This is a genomic window from Phenylobacterium sp. (genome assembly GCF_030697925.1).
Lineage (GTDB): Bacteria > Pseudomonadota > Alphaproteobacteria > Caulobacterales > Caulobacteraceae > Phenylobacterium.
The window spans coordinates 1-24,334 of sequence record NZ_JAUYOJ010000147.1; the positions used below are offsets into that span (position 1 = coordinate 1).

Annotated in this window: 17 protein-coding genes; 7 read left to right on the plus strand and 10 right to left on the minus strand. The window is 67.7% G+C overall.

Going from position 1 to position 24,334, the window contains the following annotated elements:
- Positions 1–154 precede the first annotated feature (154 nt).
- Positions 155–796, minus strand: coding sequence for an arylesterase (locus Q8Q88_RS13535; RefSeq protein ID WP_305675711.1), 642 nt, complete (start codon positions 794–796; stop codon positions 155–157).
- Between the two features lie 56 nt (positions 797–852).
- Here Q8Q88_RS13535 and Q8Q88_RS13540 point away from each other — a divergent pair, with 56 nt between their 5' ends.
- The 3 genes from Q8Q88_RS13540 to Q8Q88_RS13550 are packed head-to-tail and all read left to right on the plus strand — an operon-like array spanning position 853 to position 4,353.
- Positions 853–1,530, plus strand: coding sequence for an ABC transporter ATP-binding protein (locus tag Q8Q88_RS13540; RefSeq protein WP_305675712.1), 678 nt, complete (start codon positions 853–855; stop codon positions 1,528–1,530).
- Positions 1,527–4,046 (plus strand): ABC transporter permease, encoded by a 2,520-nt coding sequence (locus Q8Q88_RS13545; RefSeq protein ID WP_305675713.1) that lies wholly within the window; start codon positions 1,527–1,529, stop codon positions 4,044–4,046. The genes Q8Q88_RS13540 and Q8Q88_RS13545 overlap by 4 nt, the downstream gene beginning before the upstream one ends.
- A gap of 49 nt (positions 4,047–4,095) precedes the next feature.
- Positions 4,096–4,353: a hypothetical protein gene (locus Q8Q88_RS13550; RefSeq protein ID WP_305675714.1), complete on the plus strand. Its 258-nt coding sequence runs from the start codon at positions 4,096–4,098 to the stop codon at positions 4,351–4,353.
- Between the two features lie 309 nt (positions 4,354–4,662).
- Here Q8Q88_RS13550 and Q8Q88_RS13555 read toward each other — a convergent pair whose 3' ends face one another.
- The 3 genes from Q8Q88_RS13555 to Q8Q88_RS13565 are packed head-to-tail and all read right to left on the minus strand — an operon-like array spanning position 4,663 to position 9,310.
- Positions 4,663–5,718 carry a 2-oxoacid:ferredoxin oxidoreductase subunit beta gene (locus Q8Q88_RS13555; protein WP_305675715.1) on the minus strand — a complete coding sequence of 352 codons (1,056 nt, stop codon included), beginning with the start codon at positions 5,716–5,718 and terminating at the stop codon, positions 4,663–4,665.
- Positions 5,715–7,535: a 2-oxoacid:acceptor oxidoreductase subunit alpha gene (locus tag Q8Q88_RS13560; RefSeq protein WP_305675716.1), complete on the minus strand. Its 1,821-nt coding sequence runs from the start codon at positions 7,533–7,535 to the stop codon at positions 5,715–5,717. The genes Q8Q88_RS13555 and Q8Q88_RS13560 overlap by 4 nt, the downstream gene beginning before the upstream one ends.
- Complete coding sequence (locus tag Q8Q88_RS13565; protein ID WP_305675717.1) at positions 7,526–9,310, minus strand: FAD-dependent oxidoreductase; 1,785 nt, start codon at positions 9,308–9,310, stop codon at positions 7,526–7,528. The genes Q8Q88_RS13560 and Q8Q88_RS13565 overlap by 10 nt, the downstream gene beginning before the upstream one ends.
- 349 nt (positions 9,311–9,659) lie before the next feature.
- On the opposite strand from Q8Q88_RS13565, the gene Q8Q88_RS13570 reads away from it, so the two are divergent.
- Positions 9,660–9,842: a hypothetical protein gene (locus Q8Q88_RS13570; RefSeq protein ID WP_305675718.1), complete on the plus strand. Its 183-nt coding sequence runs from the start codon at positions 9,660–9,662 to the stop codon at positions 9,840–9,842.
- A 45-nt stretch (positions 9,843–9,887) separates the two neighbouring features.
- Here the strand turns inward: Q8Q88_RS13570 and Q8Q88_RS13575 are convergent, their stop codons facing one another.
- Positions 9,888–10,112 carry a hypothetical protein gene (locus tag Q8Q88_RS13575; protein ID WP_305675719.1) on the minus strand — a complete coding sequence of 75 codons (225 nt, stop codon included), beginning with the start codon at positions 10,110–10,112 and terminating at the stop codon, positions 9,888–9,890.
- A 372-nt stretch (positions 10,113–10,484) separates the two neighbouring features.
- Here Q8Q88_RS13575 and Q8Q88_RS13580 point away from each other — a divergent pair, with 372 nt between their 5' ends.
- Positions 10,485–11,132, plus strand: a complete 648-nt coding sequence (locus Q8Q88_RS13580; protein WP_305675720.1) for an energy transducer TonB — start codon at positions 10,485–10,487, stop codon at positions 11,130–11,132.
- 11 nt (positions 11,133–11,143) lie between these two features.
- Here the strand turns inward: Q8Q88_RS13580 and Q8Q88_RS13585 are convergent, their stop codons facing one another.
- Together Q8Q88_RS13585 and Q8Q88_RS13590 are read right to left on the minus strand one after the other, a co-directional pair.
- Entirely contained in the window at positions 11,144–13,375 is a 2,232-nt protein-coding gene (locus Q8Q88_RS13585) for an ATP-binding protein (RefSeq protein WP_305675721.1), read from the minus strand.
- Positions 13,376–13,496: 121 nt separating this feature from the next.
- A complete protein-coding gene (locus Q8Q88_RS13590; protein WP_305675722.1) occupies positions 13,497–16,256 on the minus strand; it encodes a TonB-dependent siderophore receptor in 2,760 nt (919 codons plus the stop codon).
- A gap of 506 nt (positions 16,257–16,762) precedes the next feature.
- On the opposite strand from Q8Q88_RS13590, the gene Q8Q88_RS13595 reads away from it, so the two are divergent.
- On the plus strand, positions 16,763–17,257 hold the full coding sequence (locus Q8Q88_RS13595) for an Lrp/AsnC family transcriptional regulator (RefSeq protein ID WP_305675723.1): 495 nt from the start codon (positions 16,763–16,765) through the stop codon (positions 17,255–17,257).
- An 87-nt stretch (positions 17,258–17,344) separates the two neighbouring features.
- Here Q8Q88_RS13595 and Q8Q88_RS13600 read toward each other — a convergent pair whose 3' ends face one another.
- The 3 genes from Q8Q88_RS13600 to Q8Q88_RS13610 all read right to left on the minus strand — a co-directional run bounded on the left by Q8Q88_RS13600 (position 17,345) and on the right by Q8Q88_RS13610 (position 22,549).
- Complete coding sequence (locus Q8Q88_RS13600; protein WP_305675724.1) at positions 17,345–18,910, minus strand: amidohydrolase; 1,566 nt, start codon at positions 18,908–18,910, stop codon at positions 17,345–17,347.
- 399 nt (positions 18,911–19,309) lie between these two features.
- Positions 19,310–19,735, minus strand: coding sequence for a cupin domain-containing protein (locus Q8Q88_RS13605; RefSeq protein ID WP_305675725.1), 426 nt, complete (start codon positions 19,733–19,735; stop codon positions 19,310–19,312).
- An 18-nt stretch (positions 19,736–19,753) separates the two neighbouring features.
- Positions 19,754–22,549: a TonB-dependent receptor gene (locus tag Q8Q88_RS13610; protein WP_305675726.1), complete on the minus strand. Its 2,796-nt coding sequence runs from the start codon at positions 22,547–22,549 to the stop codon at positions 19,754–19,756.
- Between the two features lie 438 nt (positions 22,550–22,987).
- Here Q8Q88_RS13610 and Q8Q88_RS13615 point away from each other — a divergent pair, with 438 nt between their 5' ends.
- Positions 22,988–24,322 (plus strand): MFS transporter, encoded by a 1,335-nt coding sequence (locus Q8Q88_RS13615; protein ID WP_305675727.1) that lies wholly within the window; start codon positions 22,988–22,990, stop codon positions 24,320–24,322.
- Positions 24,323–24,334 lie beyond the last annotated feature (12 nt).

Consider the following 24,334-nt stretch of genomic DNA (forward strand, 5'->3'; position numbering starts at 1 on the left):
AGCCACGCCCCACGCGCCGACCTCCGTGCATCCCCCGGCCCAAACCAATCCATCCGACCCCCCCAAAGATCGGACCCTTGGATCAGCTCCGCTCAACCCAGGGAATCACTTCCGTGCATCCGGTAGCCCAGAGGGGGAGCATCTGGGCGTTGCGCTAGGCCCGACCCAAGGCCTTCAACACCACCGGCGCCAGGCCGCGGGCGATCACCTGGACGCCCTGGGCGTTGGGGTGGAAGCCGTCGCGCTGGTTGAGGGTCGGGGTCTGGGCGACGCCGGCCAGCAGGTTGGGATAGAGGGCCGCGCCATGGGCGCGGGCCACGGCGGCGAACACCGCCTCGAACTCCCGGGCATAGGACCGGCCGATCACCGCCGGGGGCTTCAGGCCCGCCACCACCACCGCGATCTTCCGCGCGCGCAGCCGGCCGACGATGCGGTCGAGATTGGCCTTGGTCCGCTTGGGATCCTGGCCCTGCAGGAGGTCGTTGCCGCCGAGCGCCACCACGCAGACACTGGTGTCCTTCTGAACGCTGAAATCGAGGCGCGCCAAGCCGCCCGCGGTGGTGTCGCCCGAGACGCCCGCGCCGCGCACCAGGGCGCCGGCGCCCAGCCGGTCGAGCTCGGCCTGCAGCCGGGCGGGGAGGGCGGCCCGCGCGGGCAGGCCGTAGCCGGCGGTGATGGAATCGCCCAGCAGGGTGACCACGCGCCGCGGCGCGGCCGGGGCCGCGCCGGGCAGGACGAGCGCCATGGCGGCGATCACGGCGCGGCGGGTCGTCAGGCTGGTGGGTGTGTCGGCCATTCTCCTGCCCTATCTAAGGCTTCGCTTGCCAAGTCGCCATCGCTTCAGAGGTCCTCTTGTCCGACGCTGGTCCGCCGCTCGTCCTCTCGAACGTCTGCCTCACCCTGCCTTCCGCGGCGGGTCCCGTGGATATCCTGCGCGACCTGAGCTTTTCCGTGGCCGAACGGGAGCGGGTGGCGGTCACCGGCCCATCGGGCTCTGGCAAGTCCTCGCTGATCGCCGTGGCCGCCGGCCTGGAGCGGCCAACCTCCGGCTGGGTCACCCTGTTCGGCCGGGAGCTGTCGAAACTGGACGAGGACGGGCGCGCCCGTCTGCGCCGGGGCCGGGTCAGCCTCGTGTTCCAGGCCTTCCACCTGCTGCCCAACATGACCGCCCTGGAGAATGTCTCCGCCCCCATGGAGATCGCGGGCGCGGCCGACGCCGAGACCGTGGCCAGGGGCTGGTTGGACCGGGTCGGCCTCTCGGCGCGCCTGAAGCATTATCCGCACCAGCTCTCCGGTGGCGAGCAGCAGCGGGTGGCGCTGGCCCGGGCGCTCGCGCCGCGGCCCGCCCTGCTGTTCGCCGACGAACCCACCGGCAATCTGGACGGGGTCAACGCCGCCCATGTGGCCGACCTGCTGTTCGGGCTGGTGGCGGAGGAGGGGGCCGCCCTGGTCCTGGTCACCCACGACGAAGCCCTGGCCGCCCGCGCCGACCGCCGGGTGCGGCTGGCCGACGGGCGCGTGGCGCCGTGAAGTTCCTGGCCTGGCGGTTCGCCGCCCGCGAGCTGCGCTCCGGGGTGAAGGGGTTCCGTATCTTCCTGGCCTGCCTGGCGCTCGGCGTGGCGGCCATCGCCGCCGCGGGCTCGACCGCCGAGGCCTTCCGGACCGGACTGGCCGTGCAGGCGCGCGAGATCCTGGGCGGCGATATGGCCGTCTCCCTGGAACAGCGCCGGTTCTCCGACACCGAGCGCAGGGCCATCGAGGCCATGGGCGCGACCTCCTGGGCCGTCGGGACCCGGGCCATGGCCCAGGCGGCGTCCGGCGAGCGAAGGCTGGTCGAACTGCGCGGGGTGAGCGAGGCCTATCCGCTCTCCGGCAAGGTGACCCTGGAGACCGGCCAGCCCCTGGCCCGCGCCCTGGCCATCCGCGACGGGGTGGCCGGCGCGGCGGTGGAGCGGGCCTTGTTGGAACGCCTTGGCCTGAAGATCGGGGACCAGATCCTGGTCGGCGAGATGCCGGTGGCGGTCCGCGACGTGCTGCAGGAGGAGCCCGACCGGCTGTCGCGCGGCTTCGCGCTGGGGCCGCGGGTGCTGACGCGCCGTGAGGCCGTGGCGGCCGGCGGGTTCCTGGAGCCGGGCCTGACCTTCGCCGAGACCGCCCGCGTGGCCTTGCCGCCGGCCACGGACCTGAAGGCGGCGCGGCAGGCCCTGCGCAAGGCGTTGAAGGACAGGTCCATCCGCATCCGCGACCGCGAGGATGCCGCCCCGGGCATCCGCTGGTTGATCGACCAGCTGGAATACTTCCTGGGCTTCATCGGCCTGGCTTCCCTGGTGGCCGGGGGACTGGGGGTGTTCGGCGCGGTGGTCGCCTTCCTGGAGGCGCGCAAGCCCTCGATCGCCGTGCTGAAGGCGCTCGGGGCCGAGGGGCCGTTCATCCGCGACCTCTACCTGATCCAGATCGGGGTCCTGGCCCTGCTGGGGGTGGCCCTCGGCCTGGCGATCGGCGCCGCGGCGCCCTTCGTCCTGGGCGGGTTGGTCCCCGACGACATCCCGGTTCCGGCCCTGTTCGACATCTATCCAGTCCCGCTGCTGAAGGCCGCGGCCTTCGGCCTGCTGTCGGCGGCGGCCTTCTCGCTCGCGCCCCTGGCGCGGGCGCGGGTGACCCCGCCGGCCAGCCTGTTTCGCCGCGACGTCGGGGGGCGGCTGAAGCTGGACGTCGAGACGGTGGGGGCGGGCGTCGCGGCGCTGGCCCTGGCGGCGCTCTCGGTGATCACCGCGCCCACCCCGTTAGCAGCGGCCGGGATGATCGGCGGGGTGGCGGTGTCGTTCGTGCTGCTGTGGGGCCTGGGGCTGGGCGCGGCCTGGCTGGCCGGGCGGCTGCGGGGGCGGACGCGAGGTTCCATGCGCATGGGCCTGGCCAATCTGGCGGGGCCGCGCTCGGCGGCGCGCACCGCCGCGCCCGCCATCGGCCTGGGGGTGGCCCTGCTGTCGGCGGTGGTGCTGATCCAGTCCAGCCTGCTGCGCCAGGTGGCCGAGGTCGCGCCGCGCACCGCCCCGGCCCTGGTGTTCACCGAGATCCCCGGCGCGCGGGCCGCCGAGTTCGACGCGGCGGTGGCCGCCGCCTTCGCCGCGCCCCTGACCCCGGAGACCTATCTGCGCGCGCCGTTCCTGACGGGCCGGATCATCCGGCTGGGCGCCATGCCCGTGAACCGCAACGCCATCAACGAGCAGGAGCGCTGGGCCTATGACAACGACATCTCGCTATCGGCCATCGGGCCGGAGCCGAAGAACGCCAAGGTCGTGGAGGGTCGCTGGTGGCCGGCCGACTATGCCGGTCCGCCGCTGTTGGCCATGGAGGTCGACGCCGCGCGGGCCGGCCGGCTGAAGGTCGGCAACCTGGTGACCCTGTCGGTGCTGGGCCGCGAGATCGAGGCCAAGGTGGCGGTGCTGCGCGAGGTCGATGTCGGTGGCTTCGGCGCGAGTTTCCCCCTGGTTCTGAACCCCTCGGCCCTGGAGGGAGCGGAGTTGCGCCACGTGGCCATCGCCAAGGCCAGCCGGGCCCAGGAGGCCCGCGTGGCCCGTGCGCTCGGCGGCGCCTTCCCGGAGGTGAACGTGATCTCGGTGCGCGAGCAGCTGGAGGCCGCCACCGACCTCTTCGACCGCCTGGCGCTCGCCATCCGCGGCGCGGCCGGCGTGGCCGCCCTCGCCGGGCTGCTGGTGCTGACCGGGGCCATTGCCGCCCGCGCCCAGGCCCGGGCGCGGGAAGCCACCATCCTCAAGGTGCTGGGCGCCTCGCGGCTGCAGATTCTTTCGGCCTATGTGCTGGAATACGGCGTGGTGGGCCTGATCGCCGGGGTGACCGGCGTGGGCCTGGGCGTGTTCGCCGCCTGGCCGGTGGTGACCCTGGTGTTCAAGGCCGACTGGGCCATCGATTGGGGCGGGGTGGCGGCCCTGGTGGGCGGCGCGGCGCTGCTGGCGGGGCTGGGCGGCCTGCTGGCCTCGCTACAGGCCCTGGCCAAGCGCCCGGCGGACGCCCTTCGCGCCGAATGAGTGAGTCGCATTAAGTTTCTAGTCACCGAAGCAGCCCGGTATGCGCGGGATGAGGCTAGTCCATTCCGCCGAACCCGTTCGCTTCGACCATGGCGCCGCGCTTCGCGTGCCGCCGCCGCACGACGTCAAGAACTGGCGCACCCTGTGGATGTGGCTGGGGGAAGACGCCCAGGCCATGACCGAGGCCGGTTCCGTCCAGGTCTGCACCCCCGACGGCTGGACCGTGGCCCAGCCCGGCGATTGGATCGTGCTGTCGGTGAGCGGCGAGTTCCACGTGGCCCACGCGCGGCGGACGCTGGATTCGTAGACGGGCGCGCGGTCCTTCTCCCCTTGCGGGAGAAGGTGGCCGTTCGGAGAACGTTCGGATGAGGGGTTTCTCAGAACTCTCCGACGAGACTGGCGAAGCCAATTTTGGACACGAAGACCACAAAGGACGCGAAGGGTGCCGAACGCGATAGGCCGAGCCGGGGCTACCCTTCGTGGTCTTCGCGTCCTTTGAGTCCAATTTCCTCGGATGTTCCGGCTTCGCCGCCTCCAATCGGATAGGGCCATCGACCCCTCATCCGACCCCGCTCTCGCGGGGCCACCTTCTCCCGCAAGGGGAGAAGGATGCACCCTACCGCAGCGACGCGTTCAGCTTTGCGAGGACGTCGAGGCTCGGCACCAGCTCGGCTTCGTTCAAGCTGTTCAAGGGAACATCCACCGTGTCGAGGTTCTCGTGCAGGTCGCGGGCCTCGGGGTCGATGAACAGCAGGCCGGTGACGATCTCACCCAGGGCCTGGCGGGCTTGGAGGTAGGCCAGGGCGCCGACCCGGTCGCTGGGATCGTAGTGCTGGGCCAGCTTGTGGAGCTGCAGGATCGAGCCGTCATGCTGGGTGACCGGGACGGTCGTGCCAGGAGCGTAGTCGACCTGGATCTCGTCGCGCGGGACGACGACGTCCAGGCGGTTCACCGCTTCGTTGTGCTCGCGGACATAGTCGTAGCTCTTGGTCGAGCCGACGTGGTTGTTGAACTGCACGCAGGGGCTGATGCAGTCGATGAAGGCCGCGCCCTTATGGGCGAGCGCCGCCTTGATCAGAGGCACCAGCTGGGCCTTGTCGCCGGAGAAGGAGCGGGCGACGAAGGTGGCGCCCATCTGCAGGGCCAGCATGACCAGGTCGATGCCGGCATCGTGGTTGACCACGCCCTTCTTGGACTTCGAGCCCTTGTCGGAGGTGGCGGAGAACTGGCCCTTGGTCAGGCCGTACACCCCGTTGTTCTCCACGATGTAGAGCATGTTGACGCCGCGGCGGATCGAGTGGGCGAACTGGCCCAGGCCGATCGAGGCCGAGTCGCCGTCGCCCGAGACCCCAAGATAGATCAGGTCGCGATTGGCCAGGTTGGCGCCGGTGAGCACCGAGGGCATGCGCCCGTGGACGGTGTTGAAGCCGTGGGAGTTGCCCAGGAAATAGTCCGGGGTCTTGGACGAGCAGCCGATGCCCGACAGCTTGGCGATCCGGTGGGGCGGCAGCTCCAGCTCATAGCAGGCCTGGATGATGGCCGCCGAGATCGAGTCGTGGCCGCAGCCGGCGCAAAGCGTCGAGACCGAGCCCTCATAGTCGCGGCGGGTATAGCCCAGGCTGTTGGCCGCGAGCTTGGGGTGATGCAGCTGGGGCTTGGTGATGTAGGTCATTCGGCGGCCTCCACGCGGCCAGCGGTCATCAAGTCCCCGATGGCGCCGGCGATGAAGCGGGCGGTGATCGGCGAGCCGTCATAGTTGAGTACAGGGACCAGCTTGGACGGGGCGACGTCGCCCTCGTTGACCAGCAGGGTGCGGAGCTGGGCGTCGCGGTTCTGTTCGACCACGAACACCCGGTCGTGGGCGGCGATGAAGTCGAACACCTCGTCGGCGAAGGGGAAACCGCGTACGCGCAGGGCATCCAGATGGAGGCCCTGGGTTTCCAGGGTTTCCAGCGCCTCGTGCATGGAGGGGGTGCTGGAGCCGAAATAGATCACCCCCTCGCGGGTGGCGCGCTTGGCGGGGCGGGCGACCGGGGCGGGGACCAGGGCCTTGGCCGTGTCGAACTTGCGCAGCAGGCGTTCCATGTTGTCGACATAGACCGCGCCCTCCTCGCTGTAGCGGGCATAGGGATTGCGCGAGGTGCCGCGGGTGAAATAGCCGCCCTTGGTGGGGTGGACGCCCGGATAGGTGCGGTAGGGGACGCCATCGCCGTCGACGTCGAGATAGCGGCCGAATTCCTTGCCGGCCTCCAGGTCCTCGTAGGTCATCACCTTGCCGCGGTCGAGCTTGCGTTCGGGGTCCCACTCGAAGGGCTTGGTCAGCCACTCGTTCATGCCGATGTCGAGGTCCAGCATGACGAAGATGGTGGTCTGCAGCCGGTCGGCGAGATCGAAGGCGAGCGCCCCCATCTCGAAGCATTCGCCGGGATCTGCGGGCAGCAGCATGGGGTGCTTGGTGTCGCCGTGGCCGGCATAGGCGCCGGCCAGCAGGTCGGCCTGCTGGGTGCGGGTGGGCATGCCGGTGGACGGCCCGCCGCGCTGGACGTCGAAGATCACCGCCGGGATCTCGGCGAAATAGGAAAGACCGATGAACTCGGTCATCAGCGAGACGCCGGGCCCCGAGGTGGCGGTGAAGGCCCGCGCGCCATTCCAGCCGGCGCCCACCACCACGCCGATGGAGGCGATCTCGTCCTCGGCCTGGACGATGGCGTAGCGGGCCTTGCCGCTGTCCGGATCGGTCCGGTAGTCCTCGCAGAAGCCGGTGAAGGCCTCGGCGAGCGAAGTCGAAGGGGTGATCGGATACCAGGCGCAGACCGTGGCGCCGCCATAGACCGCGCCCAGGGCCGCGGCCATGTTGCCTTCGACGAAGATCCGGTCGCCGACCCCGTCGGCGCGGACCACCTTCAGGCCCAGGGGCTGGAGGTTCTCGGCCACATGGTCCCGGCCCATCTTGAGCGCGGCGACGTTGGCGGCGATCAGCCGTTCCTTGCCCGCGAACTGCTCGGACAGCAGGGTCTCCAGGACTTCGAGCTCGATGCCAAGAAGGGCGGCCAAGGCCCCGACATAGATGATGTTCTTGAACAGCTGACGCTCGCGCGGAAGCTGGTAGGCGGCGTTGCAGATGGCGGTCAGGGGTACGCCCACCACATTGATGTCGTCGCGGAACTTCTCGCGGGGCAGGGGCTTGGTGGAGTCGTAGAACAGGTAGCCGCCGGGCTCGATCTCGGCGATGTCGCGGTCCCAGGTCTGCGGGTTCATGGCGACCATCAGGTCCACCCCGCCGCGCCGCCCCAGATGGCCGGCCCCGGTCACCCGCACCTCGAACCAGGTCGGCAGGCCCTGGATGTTGGACGGGAAGATGTTGCGCGCCGCGACGGGCACGCCCATCCGCAGGATCGACTTGGCGAACATGCCGTTGGCGCTCGCCGAACCCGATCCGTTGACGTTGGCGAACTTGACGACGAAGTCGTTGACGGCCTCTAGCGGCATGTCCCCCCCGCGTGGGTCATATCCAGGAGGAACTTCTGCATGTCCCAGGCCCCGGTGGGGCAGCGCTCGGCGCAGAGGCCGCAGTGCAGGCAGACATCCTCGTCCTTGACCATCACCCGGCCGGTCTTGAGATCGCCGGAGACCAGGATGGCCTGTTCGGTGTTCAGCGCCGGGGCGTTGAGGCGACCGCGCAGGTCGTCCTCGTCGCCATTTTCGGTGAAGGTGATGCAGTCCACCGGGCAGATGTCGGCGCAGGCGTCGCACTCGATGCAGGCAGGCTCGGAGAACACCGTCTGGATGTCGCAGTTGAGGCAGCGCTGGGCCTCGCGATAGGCCATCTCGAGGTCGAAGCCGAGTTCGACCTCGACCTTGACGTCTTTCAGCGCCACGGCCTTGTCGCGCAGCGGCACCCGGTAGCGCAGGTCGTTGGCGATGTCGTTGTCGTAGCTCCACTCATGGATGCCCATCTTCTGGCTGGCCATGGAAAAGCCGGGCGGTGGGCGGTCGGCGAGGTCCTGGCCCTTGCAGAACTTGTCGATGGAGATGGCCGCGTCGTGGCCCTGGGCCACGGCCCAGATGATGTTCTTAGGCCCGAAGGCGGCGTCGCCGCCGAAAAAGACCCGCGGATGGGTGGACTGGAAGGTCACCGGATCGACCTGCGGCATGCCGCTGGCGTCGTCGAAGGTGAGGCCGATGTCGCGCTCCATCCAGGGGAAGGCGTTCTCCTGGCCCACGGCGATCAGGACGTCGTCGCACTCGAAATGCTGGTCGGGCTCGCCGGTGGGGACCAGGCTGCGGCGGCCGCGTTCGTCGAACCGCGGCTCAACCTTCTCGAAGGTCACGCCGGTGAGGCGGCCGTCCTCATGGGTGAAGGCCTTGGGGACCAGGAAGTTGAGGATCGGGATGTCTTCATGGATGGCGTCTTCCTTTTCCCAGGGCGAGGCCTTCATCTCCTCGAAGCCGGAGCGGACGATCACCTTGACGTCCTCGCCGCCCAGCCGCCGCGAGGTGCGGCAGCAGTCCATGGCGGTGTTGCCGCCACCCAGCACGATCACCCGGCGGCCGATCTTCTCGATGTGGCCGAAGGAGACGCTGGCGAGCCAGTCGATGCCGATGTGGATGTGGCCGGCGACCTCGCGGCGGCCCGGAAGGTCCAGGTCGCGGCCGCGCGGCGCGCCCGAGCCCACGAAGACCGCGTCATAACCCTCGTCGAGCACCGACTTGAGGCTGTCGACATAGGAGCCCAGTCGCATCTCCATGCCGAGCCCGGTGATGTAGCCCACCTCTTCGTCAATGACGGACTCGGGCAGGCGGAAGCGGGGGATCTGGCTGCGGATCATGCCGCCGGCCTTGGCGTCGCCGTCATAGAGCACCAACTCATAGCCCAGGGGCGCCAGGTCGCGCGCCACGGTGAGCGAGGCGGGGCCGGCGCCGATCAGGGCGATTCGCTTACCGTTGGAGGCGGACGCGGGCGGGGGCAGGCGGCCGGTGATGTCGTCCTTGTTGTCGGCGGCGACCCGCTTGAGGCGGCAAATGGCGACGGGTTCGTCCTCCACCCGGCCGCGGCGGCAGGCCGGCTCGCAGGGGCGGTCGCAGGTCCGTCCCAGGATCCCCGGGAAGACGTTGGACTTCCAGTTGACCATGTAGGCGTCGGAATATCGGCCTTCGGCGATCAGACGGATATATTCGGGAACCGGCGTATGGGCAGGACAGGCCCACTGACAATCGACAACCTTGTGGAAGTAGTCGGGACCCTCGGTACTGGTGCGCTGCACAAACCACTCCCTCTCCCCGACGCCGTTCTCCCGCAACTGCGAAGACGAGCTCCAATGGAGCAGATCCAGCCAATTGCGGCGCGACGTTCGTTATCGATGGTAAGTCCTTATCCGGGTCTCGGCCAATACGTTTCTCGGCTCTCGGGAGGCGATTTTTCGCCTGGCGGCGTCTGAAATTCGTGATCCGGGTCGCTCTTGGCGCGCCAGCCTCGCGGATGGTGCAGCGCCCAAATCCCGCTCAACAGCCTGTGATCATGCGACGAATCCCGAGCTTGACCCTTTGACTGTCGCGGGATTGTCGTAACACTTGATTAACCCGCAAGGGGTGGCCTGCCGCGAGGAACAATCGATGCCGAATCCGATGATCGACGTCAGTTCAGTGCTCGCTTCGCCCGTTCCGGAGGACTTCGTCTCCTACACCATCGATCTCGACGATGGCGAGGCCGAGCGGATCGCCGCGGCGATGGCGATCAACGAGCGCCGCGCCCAGGTGGAAAACCCGGAAGGCCTGCGCCGCGCGCGCGCGCTCTGACCGACGACCCCGTCGAGACCAAGCCTAGGCTTGTACGACAGCTCGTCAGAGCTGCGGCACCTCGGCCGCCGACATCGGGACATTGCCTGACATCCAGAGGCCAATTAGCACCGCGATCGCGACGATGGCGGCCAGCACCAGGGCCCAGGCATTGCCAAGAGTCGGCATGCCGTGGGTCTTGACGTGCGCATCGGCCGCGCGGCGCGGCATCAACGGACGTCCGACGCGTGGGATGTGCAGGTGCGGTAGGTGTAGATTTATCGCCCTCATGGCGACCTCCATACGATGACCGGCGGAGGCCGCGCGTAGACGCAGCCGCGCCTGGCTTTTGTTCAACGGTTTCGCTTGGAGTCGGTTCCGGATTCTACGACTCGCAAACAACCCGCCGCGCGCCGCGGATCGAATATTTCCCGACGCGCCCTTCATGCACGTCGCCGCGTTTCCCATCTGAAGGGGGCCGGTCGCCGTGAGTTGAACCGGAGGCGGCCGGCGAGAGTGGTCGCCATGCCGTCTTCCACCGCACTAGCGCACGCCGCCCATGGCTCGGACAGCGAGGTCGGCCGTGTCCTGCGACGCGTTCTGGCCGGTCGAGCCCGCGACCCGCCCAGGCCGCAGGCAAGGCGCCGCCGCCAAGGCCCCTTGTTGGCCGTCCTCGCGTCGCTGTCGGTCCACGCCATCATCGGCGTCTATGTGTGGAAGGCGAAGTTCGAGCCGAACTACCGAGAATACGCCGACGATGTGACCAGCGTGGAACTGGTCAAGCCCGTACCGCCGCCGCCTCCGCCGCCGCCGCCGCCGCCGCCCCCGAACACCCCGCCGCCGCCGCCGCCGAAACTGCAGCCCCGCCCGCCCGCCGCCGTGGTCGACCTGCCTCCGACGGTTCCGCCGCTCCCCGTCCCGCCGGTTGAGCGCCGGGTGGAGCAGCCCGCGCCGCCCCGCATCGTCGAGCCGCTGCCGCCGACGCCGGTGGTCGCGCCGCCGCGCCCGGCCGTGATCCAGAACCCCGACTGGCTGCGCCGGCCCAGCGGGGAGGATTTCGCCCGCTACTATCCCGATCGGGCGTTGCGCATGAGCGTGGAGGGACGGGTGACGTTGAGCTGCACCGTGACCGCGAAGGGCGCCCTGGGGGGCTGCACGGTGGCCTCCGAGGTCCCGGACGATCAGGAGTTCGGCGCGGCCGCCTTGCGCATGACGAGGCTCTTCAAGATGCGGCCCATGACCCGCGACGGCGCGCCGGTCTCAGGAGGGACGGTGAAGATCCCCATTCGATTCACGCTGCCGAAGGACTGAGGCCCCTCAACCTAGCCGGCCGAAGTGCGTCTCGGCGCGCCCAATTCCCCGGACGTGTCCTGGCTTAGCGCGCGCTCGATGCCGGCGAGCAGGCGCTCGGGCGTGATCGGCTTGGAGATGTGATGATTGGCGCCGGCCTCGACGGCCAGGGCCAGGTGCTCGTCCATGGCGTTGGCGGAGAACATGGCGATCGGCGTGGGTGCGCAGTCCGCGGCGGATTCGCGACGACGGATCGTCCGTGTGGCGGCCAGCCCGTCCATCACCGGCATCTGCATGTCCATCAGGATCAGGTCGAAGAGGCCCGGCTTGAAGATGTCGACGGCCTCCTGGCCATTGCCGACGATGGTCAGGTCGATGCCGGTGGGCGCCAGGATGAGCTGCACGACGCGCTGGTTGGTGGGATGGTCCTCAGCCAGGAGGATTCGGACGTTCCCCATATCCGGGGGGGAGGGCCCCGCCGGCTCATCTGTCGCGATCCCGTCGACCTGTCGCCGCCGGTATTCGGCGAGCGTCACGGTCCGCCGGAGCGGCAGCTCCACTATGAACACGCTGCCGGCGCCGGGCTCCGAACGGGCGGAGATCTGGCCCTGCATCAGTTCGGCTAGCGCCTTGCAGATGGCCAGGCCCAGACCTGTGCCGCCGAACTTCCGCGAGATCGAACCGTCGGCCTGGACGAACCGACTGAACAGGCGATTGGCGACCTCGGCGTCAAAGCCGATCCCGCAGTCGACCACCTCGATACGGATGATCGTCGGTTCCCCGGCCTGCGACGGATCGATGGCCTCGACCTTGACGGCGACGGCGCCCGCCGGGGTGAACTTGATGGCGTTGGAGGCGAGGTTCGAAATGACCTGCTTGATCCGGATGGCGTCGCCCTCGAAGACGCCCTGGGCGGCTTCGTCATAGGCGACATGGAATTCCAGGCCCTTCTCGTCGGCCCGGGCGCGCATCAGCTCCGCAGCCGCCTCGATCTCCTGGCGCAGGTCGAAGGGCGCGACCTGGAGCTGGAAATTGCCCGCCTCGATCTTGGCCTGGTCCAGGATGTCGGAAAGCATCCGCTCCAGCATTTGGCCCGAGGACTGCACCAGGGCCACCATCTCGCGCTGGCCCGGCGAAAGCTCGGTCCGCGCGAGGGCGCCGGCGATGCCGATCACCCCGTTGAGCGGCGTGCGGATCTCGTGGCTCATATTGGCGACGAAGACGCTCTTGGCGTGGTTGGCGCTCTCGGCGAGGTCGCGGGCGGCCTCGAGTTGGTGCTCCAGCGCCTTGCGCTCGGAGATGTCGATGGTGGTGCCGAACACCCGCAGCGGCTGGCCGTCCGGCGTCCGCGACACCAGCCGACCGCGCGAGAGCACCCACTTGTAGCCGCCGTCCTTGCAGCGCATCCGGAGTTCCGAGGTGGTGTGCGGCGTCTGGTCCTGGAAGTGCGCCGCATATTGCTCGCCCAGCATCGGCAGGTCGTCGGGATGGACGAACACGCGCCAGTCGGCGATCGGCCTCTCGACGTCGCCCGGAGCGTAGCCGAGCATGGCCAGCCAGGCGGGGCTCGGGTGGAGCCACCCGCTGCCGACGTCGATCTCGAAGAAGCCGTCGCCCGAGGACTCGACGGCGATCGAGAGTTTGCGCTCGAGATCGACGAACTCGACCTGGCGATCGGCCAGTTCGTTGAGCACCGCGCCATGATCCAGCGAGAAGCGCCGCGCCGCCAGCGCCGCCAGTCCGATGAGCGTCGGTATCAGGAAGGAGGGCCAGGCCAGCCCAAACGCCAGGGCCGGGCCGAGCGCCGCGGCCATCAGCGCCGGCGATATGGTCGCCAACAGCAGCGTCCGGTTGGCGTTGAAATGGATGAAGGTGGTCAGGACCGACCCGCCGACCCAGGTCGCGGCCAGGGCGACACCCACCGGCGACCCGTCGGCCAGCCACAGCACCGTCAGGGTCTGGAATAGGCAGGCGCCCACGAAATTGACGGCCGCGAGGCCGGCCGCCGCGCGATCCTCCCGCAACCGGGTCAGGAACGGCTCGATCAAGGGCTGTACCGCCAGCTCCCAGGCGACGATCGCCGCAATCCAGGTCGCCGAGACCATCCAGGGCAAAACGTGTAGGGAAATCAGCGCATAAGCAGCCGCGAACCCGATCCGATCGTATCTGCCACGCCGCCCGAGGGCGATTGCCGTGCGAACGCCGAACGCCACGGCCGCGGCGGACCGGTCGTCGGCGATTTTCGCGTTCGGCGCGCGCGACATCAACGTTTCCCCCTTTGCCCAGAGCCTAGCCCCGGGGCTCGGAAGGTCGCGTTAACAAGCGCTTGCCGACAAATCGTCGCAGCGCCGCCCTGCATCCGCGGATGCAGGGCGGACCGGCCGCCTAGAAATCCAGTCGCAGCCCGACGCGGAACGTGCGGCCGAACACGTCGTAGAGGTTCCGGTTGGTCTGCGGATAGCCCACCGTGTTCTCGGCGCCGAGCGCGTTCGGATTGCCGACCAGGACCGGCTCGGTGTTGAACAGGTTCTTGATCGAGACGAAGGCCTCGCCGTCGACGCTGGCGACCGTGAAGCTGTGGGTCGCCGAAACATCGAAATAGATCGCCCCTTCGATGCTGTTGTCGTTGATCGTGTAGTAGGGCGCGACGCTGGCCGGGCAGGCGCTTTGGCACTCGGTGTAGGCGTTGCTGACCACGCCATCGCTGACGCCGCGGGCCGTCAGGTTGAACGACCAGGGTTCCAGGTTGTAGGTGGCCGACAGGCGGTAAACCCAGTCCGGCGTGCTGGTGGTGTTGGCGCCGGCCAGGTCGATCGCGGTGACGCCGTCGTCAGTCACGTTCTCGATATAGTGGGTGAACATACCGCGCAGGGTCAGGGCGCCGGCTCCCCAGGCGACGAAATCCTCCAGGTTGGTGCGGTAGGAGACCTCGATGTCGAGGCCCTTCGCGGACATGCTGTTGAGGTTGTCGTAGTAGAGGTCGATGGTGCTCAGCGCCCCGTTCACAAACTTCAGGTTGCTGCAGTACGCCGCGACCTTTTGGATGTAGCAGTAGTCGGCCGTCTGCTGGGCGGTGACGAAGCTGATGACCCCGTTCACCTTGATGTCGTAGTAGTCGATCGAAGCCTGGAAGCCGGGCAGGAAACGCGGCGAGACCACCACCCCGACGCCATAGCCGTCGGCGACCTCGGGCTTGGCGTCGGGATTGCCCTGCAAGTTCTGGACGAAGGAGGTCGAGACGCCGTTGATGTTCACCGAATTGCTGCGCGCGGTGCCGGCGTCGTACAGCTCGCTCATGTTCGCCGCGCGGATATCGCGCGACGCCGAGGCTCGGAACTTGATGTCGTCGATCGGCGCGTAGGTCAGGCCCGCCTTCCACGTCTTCACCGTGCCCGAGGTGCTGTAATCCGTCAGGCGGAACGCGCCGTTGAAGTCCAGGCCCGCATAGAGCGGCACCACGCCTTCCAGATAGGCCTCGGTCACGTCGTACTCGCCGCGGGTGACCTTGTAGTTGCCGTACTTCCAGCCGTTCGCGTACTCGGGGTCGACCGCGCCGGTCATCTTCTCCTTGCGATATTCCGCGCCCGCAGCCAGTGAGATCGGCCCGGCCCAGCCCTCGATGCTGCTGGTCGTCAGGTTGAAGGCCGCGACGTCCTGGGTGAATTCCTGCTCACGCAGCGGCGTGCCGAGCACGTAGTTCAGCGCCGCCTGGCTGGCCACGCCCACGCCGAAGCGATTGAGCGGCACGCAGCCGTTGCTGGGACTGGTGATCGTGGAGCGGCAGACGATTTGGCCGTTGCTGAGCACGGCGTCCGTGGCGAGCGCCAGGCGCGCATTGTTCCAGGTCGGGGTCAGCTGCTCATGGGTCTGGGTCTTGCCGTGCTGGTAGTAGGCGTCCCAGTCGATATCCAGGTTGAACAGCTGGAAGTCGCCCTTGCCGCCGATCACATAGCGCTCGGTCTCGCGTTCCATGGCGCTGCCGGAGGCCGGCATGTCGGCGTTGCTGGTGCCCATGGTGAAGGAGGTCAGGCCTAGCGCGGTCATCTGCGCCTTCACCGCAGCCGGCAGGTAGGCGTTATCGGATCGAATGACGAGGCCGGTCTGGGTCGGCGAGATGTAGTAGCCCAGCCCCTCGTACTTGGCGTAGGACGCTTGGGCGAAGACCTCGATATTGGGCGTCAACTCATAGCTGACGCGGCCGAAATAGCTGTCGCGGTCCTCGTTCGGTATCAGGGTGTTGGTGCCGTTGATCCCCGAGGAGGAGTATTCCCAGTCACCGCCGACCATCCACTGGCCCGACACCGCGCCATAGGCCAGCTGGTTCACCGAGCCGTTGACGCCGAAATAGGTTCCCCGCATCGGGCCTGCGGTGATGAGGCCGCCGGGCGTGTAGGTGGAGATGCCCACATGGTCGGTGACGATGTAGTAGGGCGCGCCGGCCGAGAGGTCGGTGTTGCGGATCGCGAAATGGCCGCTCTTGTTCCAGTCGCGATCGATGGTCTGGACCCCGTCCTGCCGCACCCACTCGGCGCTGAATAGGGCGTGGCCCTTGCCGTCGGCGAAGCCGCCGCCTGCGGTGATGTTGTACTTCCAGTTCTCGCCGTCGCCGTAGGTGGTCTCGCCGTATTCCAGCGTGGTTTTGACGCCGGTGTACTCCTTGTCGAGGATGAAATTGACCACGCCGCCGATGGCGTCGGAGCCGTAGGCCGAGGAGGCGCCGCCCGTCACCACCTCGACCCGCGAGATCAGCGACTGCGGGAAAGTGTTGGTGTCGACCTGGCCGGTGGCCGCCGAGACGACGGACCGCTGCCCGTCGAACAGCACCAGGGTCCGGCCTGTGCCCAGCGAGCGCAGGTTGAGCGCGCTGATGCCGGCCGCGCCGTTGCTGAGCGCGCCCGAGGAGTTGGCCGCCGTCGAACTCCCGGCCACCGACGGCAAGGTGTTGACGAAATCGGCGATGTTGGCCGGGGCCGCCGCGGCGATTTCCTGGGCCCCCAGGACGTTCACCGGCGTCGGCGCGTCATAGCCGTCCCGAGCGATGCGCGATCCGGTGACGACGACCTCGTCAACGGCCTCATCGCCCGCCGCCGTGTCCGTCGCCGCCTGGGCGAGGGCGGCCTGACCGGACACGAGGAGGGCCGCCACGCTGGCGGTCGCGAGCGCATAGCGTCGAACATTCAATGTCGACCGAAGGCTTTCTGCGAGCTTCATTTCTATCCCCAGGTAAGTGTTCGTTAATTAAAGCGGACGACCTTCATTGTAATTCTTGTCGCTATGCGCCTTGTCGAAGGGCAAAGCGGTTCCCCCGGACGCCGAGATACTCGACGCACCGCCTACTCGATTTGGTGTTGAACCTTCGCCCGACCGTCCGAACGGCCGAACTCGCCATCCGGAACCTAGGTCCCGGCCCACCGCGTTCGTCGCGGCGCATCCTGTTTGTTCCCACCCCCGTGGACCGCCCCGGAGGGCGGTGCAGCAAATATCCGCGCAGCGTGCGCGGCGGCTGGAGACACGTATGGTAGGACCACCACGCGCCTCGACCGCGACTGGGGCCATCCTATTGCGGCGCGCAAATTTGACTTGCGGAATGCGGGTTTTCAGCGCCGAAAATGGGTTTGTGCCGCTGATTTATGCATGGAGTCATGGAATCGATGTCGAAATCCGAACAGATTGAGCTGGATGACGTCGATTACCGGCTCCTGAGGGAGCTATGCATCGACGGGCGGGCTTCGGACGTCTGGCTGGGGGAGAAGATCAACCTCTCCAGCACGGCCGTGGCGCGACGGCGCAAGAGCCTGGAGGAGCGCCAGGCGGTGCTGAACTACTCGGCCAACCTCAACATGCCGATGCTCGGCTACAGCGTGGTGGTGTTCGTGGCCATCGAGTTGAGCTCCCAGGCGGAGCGGGCGTTGAACGAGTTCGAGCGCGAGGTGGTGAAATGCCCCTCGGTTTCCTATTGCGGCTTCGTCTCCGGCGACACGGACTTCCTGCTGATGCTGAACGTGGAGTCGTTCGAGGACTATGACCGGGTCTATCGCCGCGAACTCTCCACCCTGCCGCACGTGGCCAAGATCCGCAGCAGTTTCGTAATGCGCGAGGTCGCGCGGCGGGGCACGCCGCCGATCGTGTTCCAAGGCAAGGCCTAGGGACCCCTGGAATCAATTCGGGGAGGCGCTGGGCGCCTCCCCGAACCACTCCGCGCATCGAGCCTCCGCGACAGATGCGCGGAAACGCTACTTGGCTGGTGGATTGGGATACTTGACGCCCATCTGCTCCAGATAACTCTTATATTTCTTAGGGTTGTAGTAGTAGGGCTCCATCTTCGGCCGCATCTGCGCCATGATCTCGGCGTTCAGGTGGATGCCGGGCTTGTCGTCCTTGGTGAGGACCGGATCGTATTTCTGATCCTTCAACTGGACGTTCTGGAAATAGTCCTTCGCCTGCGCGACGAGCGAGGGCGTGGTGGCGATGTCCAGCACGGTCAGGGCCACGGCCTTGGCCCCCACCACGACACCCTTGTGAGCGATGGGCGTCGCCATCGCCATGGCCGAGGTGACGTTGTGGCCGATGGCGTTGGGCACGTTCGAGGGATAGCGGATCGTGATGGTCGGGACCGTCCACATGACGTCGCCGATGTCGTCCGACCCGCCGCCCATCGAGACGCCGCGGGAGTCCGGTGTCGAGAGCGGCGCCACCTCGGCGGCAAGTGGTTCAAGCTTGAACTTGTTTGCCTCCTGAACGCTCTTGGCGAAGGCCTGGTCGTCGGCGGACCACTGGGGCATGCCGACGCTCTTGATGTTGGCGTAGGCGGCCTCGGCCAGCGGCTTGTTCCCGAAATTGGGCGCGGCGTAGCCGAGCAGCCGGCGCTCCACCGTCGTGTCGGTGGCCACGGCCGAGGCCTCCGAGATCTTGTTGCCCAGTTCGTAGAGCGAGCGGATGGAGCCGAAGGTGTTCTCGCGGAAATAGTACCAGACCGACGCCGTGCCCGGCACGATGTTCGGCTGGCCGCCGCCATTGGTGATCACGTAGTGCGAGCGTTGGGTGAGCGGCAGGTGCTCGCGGCGCATGTTCCACGCCGTGTTCATGAGCTCGACCCCGTCGAGTGCGCTGCGTCCAGCCCAGGGCGCGCCGGCGGCGTGCGAGGTCTTGCCGTGGAAGGTGTACTCGACCGACACCATCCCGTTGTTGCCGGCGGGGCCCCAGCCGGTGGAGAAGTCGCGGCTGACATGGGTGAAGATCGAGGCGTCCACGTCCTTGAACACCCCGTCGCGGACATAGAAGGCCTTGGTCGCCAGCAGTTCCTCGGCGACGCCCGGCCAGAGCATCAACCGACCGGGGATCTTGTTCTTCTCCATGACGTCCTTGGCCGAGAGGGCGGCGACGACCATCAGCGGCATGCCGGAATTGTGGCCCTCGCCATGCCCCGGCGCGCCCGCGACCTGCGGCCGGATGTTCGGATCGCCAGGCGCCTGCGACAGGCCCAGAAGGGCGTCGATGTCGCTGCCGAGCGCGATCAGCGGGCCGCCCGATCCCCAGGTCGCCGTCCAGGCGGTGGGGATGCCCGCGATCCCGCGCTCGATCTTGAAGCCGTTCTTCTCGAGGATGCCGGTGATGTATTCGGAGGTCCGAACCTCCTGGAAGCCCGGCTCGGCGAAACTGAACACCGAGTCCACCATCTCCTGCGCCAGCTTGGTGCGCGCCTCGACGCCGGCGATCGCGGCCGCCCGCATCTCCGGCGTGGGCTCCGCATGGGCGGCGAGGCCGGGCAGGGCCAGGGCCGTCCCCACCAACAACGCCATCAGCGATCTCGTCCTTGTGGTGCTCTTCATTCATATCCCCCACGGTTGTTCGCCGGCATCGCCCGCCGACAATTTCTGAAATGACTTCGAGATTTCGGGTCGTGACGGCTCGATTACCTCAGGATATTCAATGATGTCGCGAGATAAGCATGTTTGCGACAAAAGGATGGTTCGATGTTGGTGATAATCGGCTTCAAGATCCGATTTTACGATGAAAATCGACGATGTATTTCCTAATCCATCACGATATGGATCGCTCGCAACGGAGATCGTAGGGAATATCATCGAGAGTCGCCAAATGAGCGATCTCGTGGCGATTCCGCGAGGAACGCGGCGCCGACCTGCTGCTTTGATGGTCGCATGGCCCGGGGCGCGCGGCGGGCCAGCCGGGGCGTGCGGCTACTTGGTCCGCGCCTTGAGCGGGTAGGAGATCAGCAGGACGAGGTCGCCGCCGCCGATCTGCCGGATCCCCACATTGGAGCCCTCATAGAGGTAGGCCGCGGTCCGCGGGCCGATGCGCCGCATGTCGCCGTCGGATGTGACCTCGCCCTCGCCCTCGACGACATAATAGACCTCGTCGTGGGTCAGGACGTGGAGGCCGATGGAGGCGCCGGCGTGCAGGACGCGCTTGCGGAACTCCATGGCCCGCCGCGGCGCTTGGTCCGACAGGCGATAGGCGGTGCTCTCGCCGACGCCCCCGTGCGGCGGGGGCGTCTCGCGCCGCATGACGTCCCGCTCGCGGACGATCGTCATGGGCGCGGCCGGGGCCGCTGGCGCCGCCTGTAGGGCGACGGCGGCGAGCGCGGCGGCGAGAGGGCTGAACATGGCCGGTCTCCGAGGGACCTAGAAGTTGTAGCGCAGGCCCACGAGGTATTGGCGTCCGCTGTGGGTGTAGACGTTCAGGCGGTTGCTCTCGCCGACATACTGGTCGTTGAACTCGTCGGTCAGGTTCACCGCCTCGAAGCTGAGCTTGAGGTTCTCGCGCAGGTTCACCGTGGCCTGCATGTCGAGGTTCAGGGTCTCGTTGGTGCCGTGCCGGCTGTTGCCGTCGCTGCCGGGCACCTGGGTGAGGTAGCCGGAACGATAGGCCGCCGAGCCCCGGATGCTGAAGCGGTCGGTCTCATAGTAGAGCGTGAAGTTGGCCGCGTTCTTGGACAGGCCCACCAGTGTGGCGCTGACGGTCGGCGCGCCGGGGGCGGTCGAGGTCAGGTACTCGATGTCCGAGTTCACATAGGTGTAGTTGGCGATGAAGCCGAAGTTGCTCCAGAAGCCCGGCAGGAAGCTCAGCGGCTGCTGCCAGTTCAGCTCCACGCCGGTCAGGTCGCCGCCGTCGGAATTGACCGGCTGGGTGACCTGGAAGACCTCGGTGGGCAGGGCTCCTGTGCCGGCCAGCAGGGAGTCCGGCAGGCCCAGGGTGTTGAACACCGCCTCGCGACGCAGGGTCGCCACGAAGGTGTCGATCCGCTTGAAGAAAAAGCCCGCCGCGACGATCGTGCCGCTGGCCGGATACCATTCCAGCGAGAGGTCGACATTGGTCGACTTGGTCGGCTCGAGTTCCGGATTGCCCGAGCTGAAGTTGCGGTTGGCGCCCTGGACCCCGACGTCGCCGCCGGGGGAGAGCGAGCCGATGCCGGGCCGGGCGATGGTCTTGGCGGCGCTGAAGCGGGCGACAACGGTGTCGGTCAGGTCGGTGGCGATGTTGAACGACGGCAGGGCCAGGTCGTAGCTGCGCTTGGCCTGGACGCGCTGGATGACGCCGCTGACCGCGGCATAGCCGGCCGACTCCTGGTCGGTCTTGACGTAGCGTACGCCGGCGTCGCCGCGCCAGGGCAGGCCGAAGGCGTCGAACTTGAAGTCGGCCTGGACGTAGGCGCCCGTGCTCTCCTCCTGGACCGCGCCGTACTGGCCCCGCGCCGAGGAGTTGTTGGTGTTGGTGAGCGCGTAGATGCCGCTGTTGCTGTAGATGTTCAGCATGGCGTTGTAGGCGTCGATGTCGGGGACCAGCCAGCTTGTGGCGTTGCCCGCCGGCAGGTCGAGATTGCGCCCGAAGCCGGAGAACACCTTCGACACCGAGGCGAGCTGGGCCGGCGTCAGGGTCTGGACCGCGGTCTCGGTGGTCCGGTAGGCGCCGTAGGAGTCGTATTCGAACTTCCGCCAGTCGGCGCCGGCCTTGAGGGTCAGGTTGTCGTTGAAGTCCCACTCGCCATAGATCTTGCCGGTGGAGAACTGGTTCTCGACGAACTGGGGGCGGATGCGCACCTCCGACGTGCCGGTGACATGCGACCAGTTGGCCGGGTCGGTCGGATCGAAGCCCAGCAGGATGGTGGGCGCGCGGTCGCCGCGGAAGTCGTAGCTGTAGTTCTGGCTGTTGGCCCGGTCGAAGGTGACGATGGTCGAGACCGGCTGGGTGAAGGTCGAGTCCGCGAAGCCCGCCAGGGCGCCGACCCGCAGGGTGTCGCTGAAGTCGTGGGTCAGGGTGGCGGTGAACTGCTTGAACTCGGTGTTCAGCTCGTCATAGGCCGACTGGGTGCGCAGATCGACGTTGTCCAGCCGGGCATAGACCAGGTTGCGGTCCTCGACCACGCCATCGCGGATGATGGTCTGCGGCTTGCCGACCCCGGAGCGCGACAGGCCGATGGCCTGGAGCTGGGCTTCCTTGCGGGTCCCGGCGAGGTAGGCGTAGAGAGCGTCGACCGTCAGCAGGGTCTGGTCGGTGGGCCGGAACTGCACCGTGCCGGTGAGGCCGAGCCGCTTGGACTCGATATCGTAGCTCACATAGGACGGGATGCGCGGGGCGAAGATGCCGGTGGCCGGATTGGGATTGTTGATCTGGGCCAGGGTGAAGCCGGGCAGGGTGGAGGCGGCGTTGAAGCCGCCGTTGCTGCCGCCATAGGTCCAGCGCGTAATGTTGGCGCCTTCCTCCTTCAGGCGGCGCTCCTCGTAGGCGGCGGAGACCAGGACGCCCAGGCGGTCGTCGAACCAGGTGCGGCTGGCGAGCGCCGAGACCCGCGGCGTGGCCTTCTGGGAGAGGTCGTTGTAGCTGGCGCCCACCGACATGACGAACTGGGTCTTGTTGCTGTCGAAGGGCCGCGCGGTGGTCAGGTCGACGGTGGCGCCCAGAGAGCCTTCCTCGACATCGGCTGAGGCGGTCTTGCGCACGGCCAGGCTGTTGAACAGGTCGGAGGCGAAGACGTTGAAGTCGAAGCCGCGACCGCGGTTGGTGCCGCCGCTGTTGGCGGTGCCGCCGGTGGTGCTGATCGCCTCCATGCCGTTGATGCGCACGCGGGTGTAGTCGGAGCCCAGGCCACGGACGGTGACCTGGCGGCCTTCGCCGTTGATCCGCGAGATCGAGACGCCCGGGATGCGTTGCAGCGACTCGGCCAGGTTCAGGTCAGGGAACTGGGCGATGTCCTCGGCCTTGATGGCGTCGACGACGCCTGACTCCTGGCGCTTCATGTTGATCGCGCTGGCGAGGCTGGCGCGGAAGCCGGTGACCACGACCTCGTCGACCTCGGCCGGCGCGGCCGTGGCGTCCTGCGCATGGGCGGCGCCGGCGGCCGACAAGGCCAGGCCAACGGCCAAGCCCGACACGCCGCTACGCAGCACGGACCTGAAGCTAGAAATGTTCTTGAACGCCATTGTATCTCTCCCCGCCCGCGGCCGTCGCAGGTCGTTCTTGTCGAGGTTGTCAGCGATATCCGCTGATCCGGCGCGGCCGGCGGCAACCTCTTGTCGGCGGCCGAAGACTGGTTGGGAGGCGTTCCTAAGGCCAATCCCAATTGGGCATGAACCGATGCGCGATCTGCACCGATACGTCCGTGAACGGCGCCATCCACGCGCTTTTTGGCCGTTCGCGAAAGGCTTGCCCGGGCGATCCAACCCGAGGCCGCCGCGTCGAGCAGCCGGCCAAAAAGCCTGCCATCCATGCCCAACTTGGATCGGTCCATAGGCGAATTGGTTTAGACCGGCGCCGCCCACCCCTCTAGCGTCCAGAGCCTAAGGAAACCCTCCGACGAGGGCGAGGCGAATCCCTTTAGCGGGCTCGCCGGGAACAGGACCACCGGGAAGAAGCAACGGATGACCACTCAGGCCGCCGCCGTCGGGATCAAGAGGACGCGGGTCCGCTACCTGATCATCTTCCTGCTGTTCGTGATCACCACCATCAACTACGCCGACCGCGCGACCTTCTCGATCGCCGGTCCGTCGGCGTCGAAGGAACTGGGCCTCGATCCCGTGGCCATGGGCTACATCCTCTCGGCCTTCGCCTGGGCCTATGTGCTGGGCCAGATTCCGTCCGGCGCGCTGCTGGACCGGTTCGGCTCCAAGCGAATCTACACAGCGGCCCTGGTGCTGTGGTCGCTGTTCACCCTGCTCCAGGGCTTCGCGGGGATCTTCACCGGCCTGGCCGCGGCCGTGGCCCTGTTCGCCATGCGCTTCATGGTGGGGCTGGCCGAGTCGCCATCCTTCCCGGCCAACGCCCGGATCGTCGCGGCCTGGTTTCCGGGATCGGAGCGAGGCACCGCCTCGGCCATCTTCAACTCGGCGCAGTATTTCGCCCTGGTGGCCTTCGCGCCCTTGATGGGCTGGCTGGTGCACACCTTCGACTGGCATTCGGTGTTCTTCGTCATGGGCGGGGTCGGCTTGGTTGCCGCGGTGATCTTCGTGCGGCTGGTCCACGCGCCCACCGACCATCCGAAGATCAGCCAGGGCGAGTTCGACTATATCGAGGCTGGCGGCGGCCTAGTGCGGATGGAGGACAAGACCGCCGACCGCGGCGCGGCCTTCACCTGGCAAAACGTGCGCAAGGTGCTCACCACCCGCATGCTGCTGGGGGTCTATCTCGGCCAGTACTGCATCAATGTGCTGACCTATTTCTTCGTCACCTGGTTCCCGATCTACCTGGTCAAGGAGCGGGGCCTGTCGATCCTGGAGGCCGGCTTCACCGCCGCGGCGCCCGCCCTGTGCGGCTTCGTCGGCGGGCTGCTGGGCGGGATCATCTCCGACGCCCTGCTGAAGAAGACCGGGTCGCTGACCATCGCGCGCAAGACGCCGCTGCTGGTGGGCATGCTGCTGGCCTCGCTGATCATCGTCTGCAACTACGTCGACGAGCAGTGGCTGGTGGTGCTGATCATGGCCGTGGCCTTCTTCGGCAAGGGCGTGGCCTCGCTGGGCTGGGCGGTGGTGGCCGACACCTCGCCCAAGGAGATGGCCGGGGTGACCGGCGGCATCTTCAACACCTTCGGCAACATCGCCGGCATCGTGACGCCCATCGTCATCGGCTACATCGTGCAGGGGACGGGCTCGTTCGACGGAGCCCTGATCTTCGTCGGCGCCCACTGCGTCATCACCATCCTGGCCTATTTCCTCATCGTCGGGAAAATCGAGCGCCTGAAACTCGATCCCGCCGCCTGATCCGGTGACCCC